Source organism: Nocardioides stalactiti, from assembly GCF_014180715.1.
Taxonomy (GTDB): Bacteria; Actinomycetota; Actinomycetes; order Propionibacteriales; family Nocardioidaceae; genus Nocardioides; species Nocardioides stalactiti.
In genome coordinates, this window is sequence record NZ_JACEFC010000005.1 from 67,963 (window position 1) to 74,990 (window position 7,028).

Genomic DNA, 7,028 nt, shown 5'->3' on the forward strand with positions numbered 1-7,028 from the left:
TCGTCCCCGCCCGGCTCAGTGACCGAGCGCGGCGGGCAGGGTCGAGGTCCAGGCGGTGCGGAGCTCGTCGAGCGGCACGTCGAACGCCCCTTCCACGACCAGCGCGTCACCACCGGTGCTCCCGATCTCGGTCATCGGCACGTCGTGGCGGGCACAGAGCGCGCGGAGCTCCTCGATCTCCTCCACCGGCACCGTCACCACAGCGCGCGTGGCCGACTCCGAGAACAGGGCCAGGAACGCGTCGTCGGCGACGTCGTCGAGCGTGACCGTGGCGCCGACGTCGCCCACGAGGCAGGCCTCGGTGAGCGACTGGGCGAGACCGCCGTCGGAGAGGTCGTGGGCGCTGGTCGCGACACCGACCAGGTCGGCGAGCAGCCGGGCCAGGCTGCGCTCGGCGTGGAGGTCGAGCACCGGCGGACGGCCGCCCAGGTGTCCGTGGACGACGTGGGCCCACTCGCCGCCGGACAGCTCCTCGCGGGTCTCGCCGAGGAGCACGATCCGCTCGCCGGCCGCCCCGAACGCCGTGGGCGTGCGGCGCCGTACGTCGTCGATGACGCCGAGCACCGCGACGACCGGGGTCGGCAGGATCGCCGTGTCGCCGGTCTGGTTGTAGAGACTCACGTTCCCGCCGGTCACCGGGATGCCGAGCGTGACGCACGCGTCCTTGAGACCGCGGCAGGCCTCCGCGAACTGCCACATCACGCCGGTGTCCTCGGGCGAGCCGAAGTTGAGGCAGTCGCTGACCGCGAGCGGCTGGGCCCCACCGGTCGCGACGTTGCGGTAGGCCTCGGCGAGCGCGAGCTGGGCGCCGGCGTAGGGGTCGAGCTTGGCGAACCGGCCGTTGCAGTCGGTGGCGACGGAGACACCGAGGTGGGTCTCCTCGTCGACGCGGACCATGCCGCTGTCGGACGGCTGCGCGAGGACGGTGTTGCCCTGGACGTAGCGGTCGTACTGGTCGGTGATCCACGACTTGTCGCAGAGGTTGGGGCTGGCGACGAGCTGGAGGAGGGTCGCGCGAAGCTCGTCACCCGTGGTCGGGCGCGGCAGCGCCTCGGCGGCGTCGGCCTGGAGGCCGTCCTGCCAGTCCGGGCGCGCGTAGGGGCGCTCGTAGACGGGGCCGTCGTGGGCGACGGTGCGCGGCGGGACGTCGACGACGACCTCGCCGTGCCAGGTGATCTCGAGACGACCGGTGTCGGTGACCTCGCCGATCGCGACGGCCTCGACGTCCCACTTGGCGCAGATCGCCAGGAACGCGGCGACGTCGTCGGGCTCGACGACGGCCATCATCCGCTCCTGGCTCTCGCTCATGAGGATCTCCTCGGGAGCGAGCGTGGAGTCGCGCAGCGGCACCCGGTCCAGCTCGCACCGCATGCCGCCGTCACCGGCGGACGCGAGCTCGGAGGTCGCGCAGGACAGCCCGGCACCGCCGAGGTCCTGGATGCCGGCGACCACGCCGGCCCGGAAGAGCTCCAGCGTGCACTCGATGAGGAGCTTCTCCATGAACGGGTCGCCCACCTGCACGCTCGGCCGCTTCGCGGGGCCGTCGGCGTCGAACGTCTCGCTCGCGAGGACCGACACGCCGCCGATGCCGTCGCCGCCGGTCCGGGCGCCGTACAGGATCACCTTGTTGCCGGTGCCGGACGCCTTGGCCAGGTGCAGGTCCTCGTGCCGCAGGACCCCGACGCAGAGCGCGTTGACGAGCGGGTTGCCGAGGTAGGTCTCGTCGAAGACGGCCTCACCACCGATGTTGGGGAGGCCCAGGCAGTTGCCGTAGCCGCCGACGCCGGCCACGATCCCCGGCAGCACCCGGTGGGTGTCGTCGGCGTCGAGCGGACCGAAGCGGAGCGGGTCCATGACCGCGACCGGGCGGGCACCCATCGCGATGATGTCGCGGACGATGCCGCCCACCCCGGTCGCGGCGCCCTGGTAGGGCTCGACGTACGACGGGTGGTTGTGGCTCTCGACCTTGAAGCTGACCGCGTAGCCCTGCCCGATGTCGATGACGCCGGCGTTCTCGCCGATGCCGGCCAGCATCGGCCCGATCGGGGTCACCTGCGGGATCTCACCGAACTGCCGCAGGTGCACCTTGGAGGACTTGTAGGAGCAGTGCTCGCTCCACATGACCGAGTACATCGCCAGCTCGCTGGACGTGGGGCGCCGTCCGAGGATCTCGCGGATCCGCTGGTACTCGTCCTCCTTGAGCCCGAGGTCGGCCCACGGCTGCTCGCGGTCGGGGTCGGTCGCGGCGAGGGAAACGGTGTCCAGCACGCCGCAAATCTATCGGCCCTGCGCCGGGACCGGCCCATCGGGCGATCTGGGCAAGACGGCGGCGCGTCAGGGGTAGTCGACGCGGAACGACGCCGGCACGTTCTGCTGCTGCCGACCCACCCCGCGCAGCTGCTTGACCGGACGGATCTCGAGGAGCCGGAGCGCGAGCGTCATGTCGGTGTCGGACTCCGCATAGATGGTCACCGCCCACGGAGCGTCCGGAAGCCGGTAGTAGAGGACCACCTTGCGAACAGCGTCGACATCGATGACCGGGAACGCATGGATGTCGTCCCGCTCGAGCACGAGATCCGCTCCGCCTTGATCGTTCCGGTAATTCAACCTCATGCGGTCGAAGTCGCGCCACTGCGAATAGTGGAACTGCGCTTCGGAGCCGCTGGCCAGGTCGACCGCGCAGTAGCGGTCGACCACTCGGCCGTGGTGGCCTCGGGCGATCGCACCGCATCCAGGGTCCTGAGCACGAGGGAAGATCCAGTCCAGACCGCGCACACCACTCGGCAGACTGCACGAACGAAGCGCGGCCACCTCCGCGCCGTTCCAGCAATCGATCTTCGGAGCCTCCCCTCCGACGTCGATCGCGTCACCCCCGGGGCTGGTCGAACCCGTGGGACGAGCGCTCTCCGACGGGGCCGCGGTGGCAGCGCTCGACGGCGACACCGACGTCCCCGGCGCGGGCGACGTCGTGGTCCCGTCGACCGCCGCCACCTCTCGGCCACCGTCATCGTTCATCGCAACGACGCCAGCCGCCGCAGCGGCACCGACGAGAGCGGCAAGGACCACCCCGCCGGCGGCCCATGCCACCACCCGGCGGCGAGGCGGGGCCGGCGGGATCCCAGCGGCCCTGGTTCCGATCGGGGCGGCCACCGTAGGAGCGGCGGGGCTCGACGGCGCCACGGTCGCCTGGCCAGGTATCACCGTCGGGTGGGCCGGCCTGGCCGACAGAGGGCGCGAGCGCACAGAACGCACCACCTCGTCCGGCACCAACCCGACGCCGAAGCCGAGGGCCGCGCATGCCCAGATCGATGCCGCGACGTCGGCGCCGCCCCGGTCCCGCGCGATCTGAGAGCCGACCTCCTCGCAGGCCGATCCGGGATCGGCACCGGCCTCGAGCATCCGTTCAAGTCGAGGCACTGCGCCCAGGCGGACAGCGTCCGCCAAGAGGTTCAGATCCCCGAGCGTGGCGATGTCCTCGTCCAGGACGTCGTCGAGCACACCCCGGATAGACGACCCGTCTCGGAGCACCTCAGGCCCCATGCGCGCGACCACGTCACGAAGAGCAAGGTGAAGTTCCATCGGACGTTCCTGGGAAGACAGGGACCGCACAACCGCGGATCCCGGCAACGTATCGCCGCAGCCGCGAGCCTGGTCGAGTTCTGAAAATTCTTCGCCCGCGGCAATGCATCGCCAGCACCGCCTTGCTCGGCTGGGCCCGTGCCTTACCTTTGCCGACATGGCGACTGCCCCGACTCCGAAGCCGAGCACAACGGCTGCGACGTTCGCTGTCGTGGCCGTGATCGCGGCGCTGGTGGCGGGTGGGCTGTGGTGGGTGCGGAACGACGACGACAGCGCCTCGGCCGGGGCCGACGAGGCCTCCTCAGGGTCGGCGGGGGGTCCGTCCGCGACCGACGGGGCACCGGACGACGACGGGTCGGGCGAGGGGCGCGGGGACGGATCCGACGGTGACCCCGGGCTGGGCGAGACCGCGGAGGACATCGCGTCCCAGGGGTTCCCGGACGACCCGCGGGTCGTGGTCGTGTCTGTCGACGGCCTCGGGTCGGCCTGGGTGAGCAAGCAGACGACGCCGACGATCGCGGACCTGTTCCTGCACGGCGCGGGCACCCTGAACGCGCGGACCGAGGTCGAGAAGACGGTGACCCTGCCCAACCACACCGGGATGGTCACCGGGCGGCGGGTGGTCGCGGCGCTCGGTGGGCACGGGGTGACCTGGAACCACACGAGCACCCGGTCGGTCGCGCCCGGCACGGAGTCGGTCTTCTCCGTCATCGACGCGGCCGGCGGCAGCAGCGCCGTCTATGCCGGCAAGGAGAAGTTCGAGATGTGGGGCCGCGCGTGGCCCGACACCATGCACGGACCCGAGATCATGACCAACCAGACCGCACTCGTCGTGATGGCCATCGACGACCTCCACCAGCACGACCGCGACCTGACGTTCGTCCACCTGGCCGGCCCCGACAGCGCCGGCCACGAGTTCGGATGGGGCAGCGCACAGTACAACGACGCCGTGACCGAGGCCGACGCCGACATCGACCGGCTCATCACCGCGATCGCCGACGACGAGGAGCTGTCCGAGGAGGTCGTGGTCATCGTGACCGCGGACCACGGCGGCGTCCCCGGGACCACCCGGCACCTCGACCGCACCCGGTCGGAGAACTACACGATCCCGTTCGTCGTCTGGGGCCCGGGCGTCAGCACCGGCGACCTCTACGCGCTCAACCCCGACTACCGCGACCCCGGCCAGGAACAGCCGGGCTACCGCGGTCCGCAGCCGGTGCGCAACGGCGACGTCGCGAACCTCGTCACCGACCTGCTGGGCCTCGGCCCGGTGCCCGGGAGCGAGCTCGACGCCGAGCAGGACCTCGACGTCGACGGCCGCTGACCGGCCTCAGCGAGCAGGCTTGCCGCGCAGCTCCCGGAACGGCCGGATGTCGAGCGCCGCGACGGCGGCGTCGTACTGCGCCTCGTCGGCGGCATAGATCGTCACGGACCAGAGCCCCGCACTGTCGGCGTAGTAGATCGCGACCTTGTAGCCGACGTCGGGATCGCGCGACTCCACCTGCGCGGCCACCAGGTCGGCGCGACCCTCGGGCGCGGCGATCGGGCTGATCGTGTTGCCGCCGTAGTAGCCCTCGAGCGCCGGCCGGGTGCGCCACTCGCTGTAGTGGAACCGGACCGCGCCACCCCCGACGACCGGGGTGCAGTCGACCTCGGCGGCCCGCTGGACCGCTCCCTCGATGACACAGGTGCTGCCCGTCGAGGACGGGAACACCCAGGACATGCCCTCGACCCCGGTCGGGACGTCGCAGTCGGCGATCCGCTCGACCACGGCCCCGCCGCTCCAGCAGCGGGAGGCGGCCGGCTCCTCGGTCGCGTCGTCGGTCGGCGGCGTCGCGGTCANCCGGCTCCTCGGTCGCGTCGTCGGTCGGCGGCGTCGCGGTCACCGTCGTCTCCGTCGCCGTGGCGTCGCCGTCAGGGTCGGACCCTTCGGACCCGTCGGTCCGGGTGTCCGACGCGCGGTCCTCGCCGGCGTCCTCGTCGCCCAGCAGCAGCAAGACACCGCCCGCCCCGAGCAGCGCGGCGACGACCGCAGCCGCTACCAGCGCGATCAGCCAGACTCCGCGACGGCGACGCGGGCCGTCGTCGAACGACGGCGTGACCGGGGGTGCGACCGGAACGCCGGGCGGGCGTGCGGGCGGCGGGAAGGACGGCGGCGGCGAGAAGGACGGCGGCGGGGGTGGTGGCGGGGGTGGCGGCGGGGGTACGTCGTCGGCGAACAGCGGGCCCGTGATCCGGGTCGCCTGACCGTAGACCGGCGGCGGCTCGACCACCGCCAGGTTGGTGCCGCACTTCGCACAGAACCGTTGTCCCGGCGACGTGGCCGCCGTGCCGCACGAGGGACAGTCCATCGTCCTAGACCTCCTCCTCGATCTCCTCGACGATCATGTCGATCAGGTCGTCGGTGAGGTTCTCGACGGCGATCGAGGCGTACTCCGTCCAGGTCGCAGCCGGGTCGAGCTGGTATCCGTCGTCGACCTCCCTCACCACGAAGAAGATCTCGTCGAGCCCGAGGTCCTCGACCGTCTCCTCCTCGCCCAGGCAGGTCTCGTCCTGCAGGGAACCGGCCTCGTAGATCTCGATGCAGTCGCCGGCGACATTGATGGAGCCCGAGCCCTCCTCGGTGTAGCCGTCGGCGATCTCGAAGGCCGACCCGGAGAAGGTGCCGCGCTCGATGACGACCTTGACCCGGCCGTCGTCGAGCTCCTCGGTCGAGAGGTCGAGGTCGGCGACCGTCACCTCCACGCCGATCTCGTCGTCCGCCAGGCCGTTGTCGTCGAGGAACTCCTGGACGACCCCGGCGTAGGGCCGCAGCGGCTTGACCAGCTCCTCCGGCAGGTTGGCGAGCAGGTCCTCGACGTCATCTCCGTTGATCGCCTCGACGAGGTTCTCGATGACCGCCTCGGGGTCGTCGCCGACGATCGCGTCGACGTCCTCCGCAGCGGCGTCCCAGTCGGGCTCCGCGAGCTCCTCGTCGCTGTCGTCGACGGCGTCCTGGTAGGCGTAGTCGGCGACGGTCCCGAGCAGCGTCACGTACCACCGGCCGTCGATCTTCACCGTCATGACCGAGACCTCCTCGCCGTCGAAGAGCTCCTCGAGGTCGCCGGACTCCGAGTCGGCCTCGCTCTCCTCGCTGAGGAACTCCAACCGCTCCGGGAGCTTCTCGGGGTCCCAGCTCACGTCGTACTCGCCGCCCGTGAGGGTCACGCGCGCGAGGTCGTCACCCAGCTCCTCGACATCGAACTCCAGGTCGCTCAGCTCGATGTCGAGGGCGTCGGTGATCCCGTCGCCCTCGACGAGCTCCTCGTCCTCAGCGCGCTCGAACGCCTTGTCGTAGACGTCGTCCAGGCCCTCGAACTCACCGGGGCTGAGCACGCCGATCGCAGCGGCCGGGTCCTGGTCGGCGGCCGAGAGCATCAGCTTCTCGGCCGCGCCCTCGGGCGCTCCCG

At 71.5% G+C, this 7,028-nt stretch carries 6 protein-coding genes; 2 read left to right on the forward strand and 4 right to left on the reverse strand.

The features are described from left to right. Positions 1-15: 15 nt before the first annotated feature. Positions 16-2,268 carry a phosphoribosylformylglycinamidine synthase subunit PurL gene (gene purL / locus H0487_RS02040; protein ID WP_183092558.1) on the reverse strand — a complete coding sequence of 751 codons (2,253 nt, stop codon included), beginning with the start codon at positions 2,266-2,268 and terminating at the stop codon, positions 16-18. Between the two features lie 66 nt (positions 2,269-2,334). After that, complete coding sequence (locus H0487_RS02045; RefSeq protein ID WP_183092559.1) at positions 2,335-3,498, reverse strand: hypothetical protein; 1,164 nt, start codon at positions 3,496-3,498, stop codon at positions 2,335-2,337. 238 nt (positions 3,499-3,736) lie between these two features. Between H0487_RS02045 and H0487_RS02050 the strand changes: the two genes are divergently transcribed. Beyond that, a complete protein-coding gene (locus H0487_RS02050) occupies positions 3,737-4,903 on the forward strand; it encodes an alkaline phosphatase family protein (protein ID WP_183092560.1) in 1,167 nt (388 codons plus the stop codon). Between the two features lie 6 nt (positions 4,904-4,909). Here the strand turns inward: H0487_RS02050 and H0487_RS02055 are convergent, their stop codons facing one another. After that, complete coding sequence (locus tag H0487_RS02055) at positions 4,910-5,350, reverse strand: hypothetical protein (protein WP_183092561.1); 441 nt, start codon at positions 5,348-5,350, stop codon at positions 4,910-4,912. A gap of 131 nt (positions 5,351-5,481) precedes the next feature. Between H0487_RS02055 and H0487_RS02060 the strand changes: the two genes are divergently transcribed. Then, entirely contained in the window at positions 5,482-5,826 is a 345-nt protein-coding gene (locus tag H0487_RS02060; protein ID WP_183092562.1) for a hypothetical protein, read from the forward strand. A 108-nt stretch (positions 5,827-5,934) separates the two neighbouring features. Here the strand turns inward: H0487_RS02060 and H0487_RS02065 are convergent. Then, a partial coding sequence (locus H0487_RS02065) for a hypothetical protein (protein WP_183092563.1) occupies positions 5,935-7,028 on the reverse strand: 1,094 nt, incomplete at its 5' end.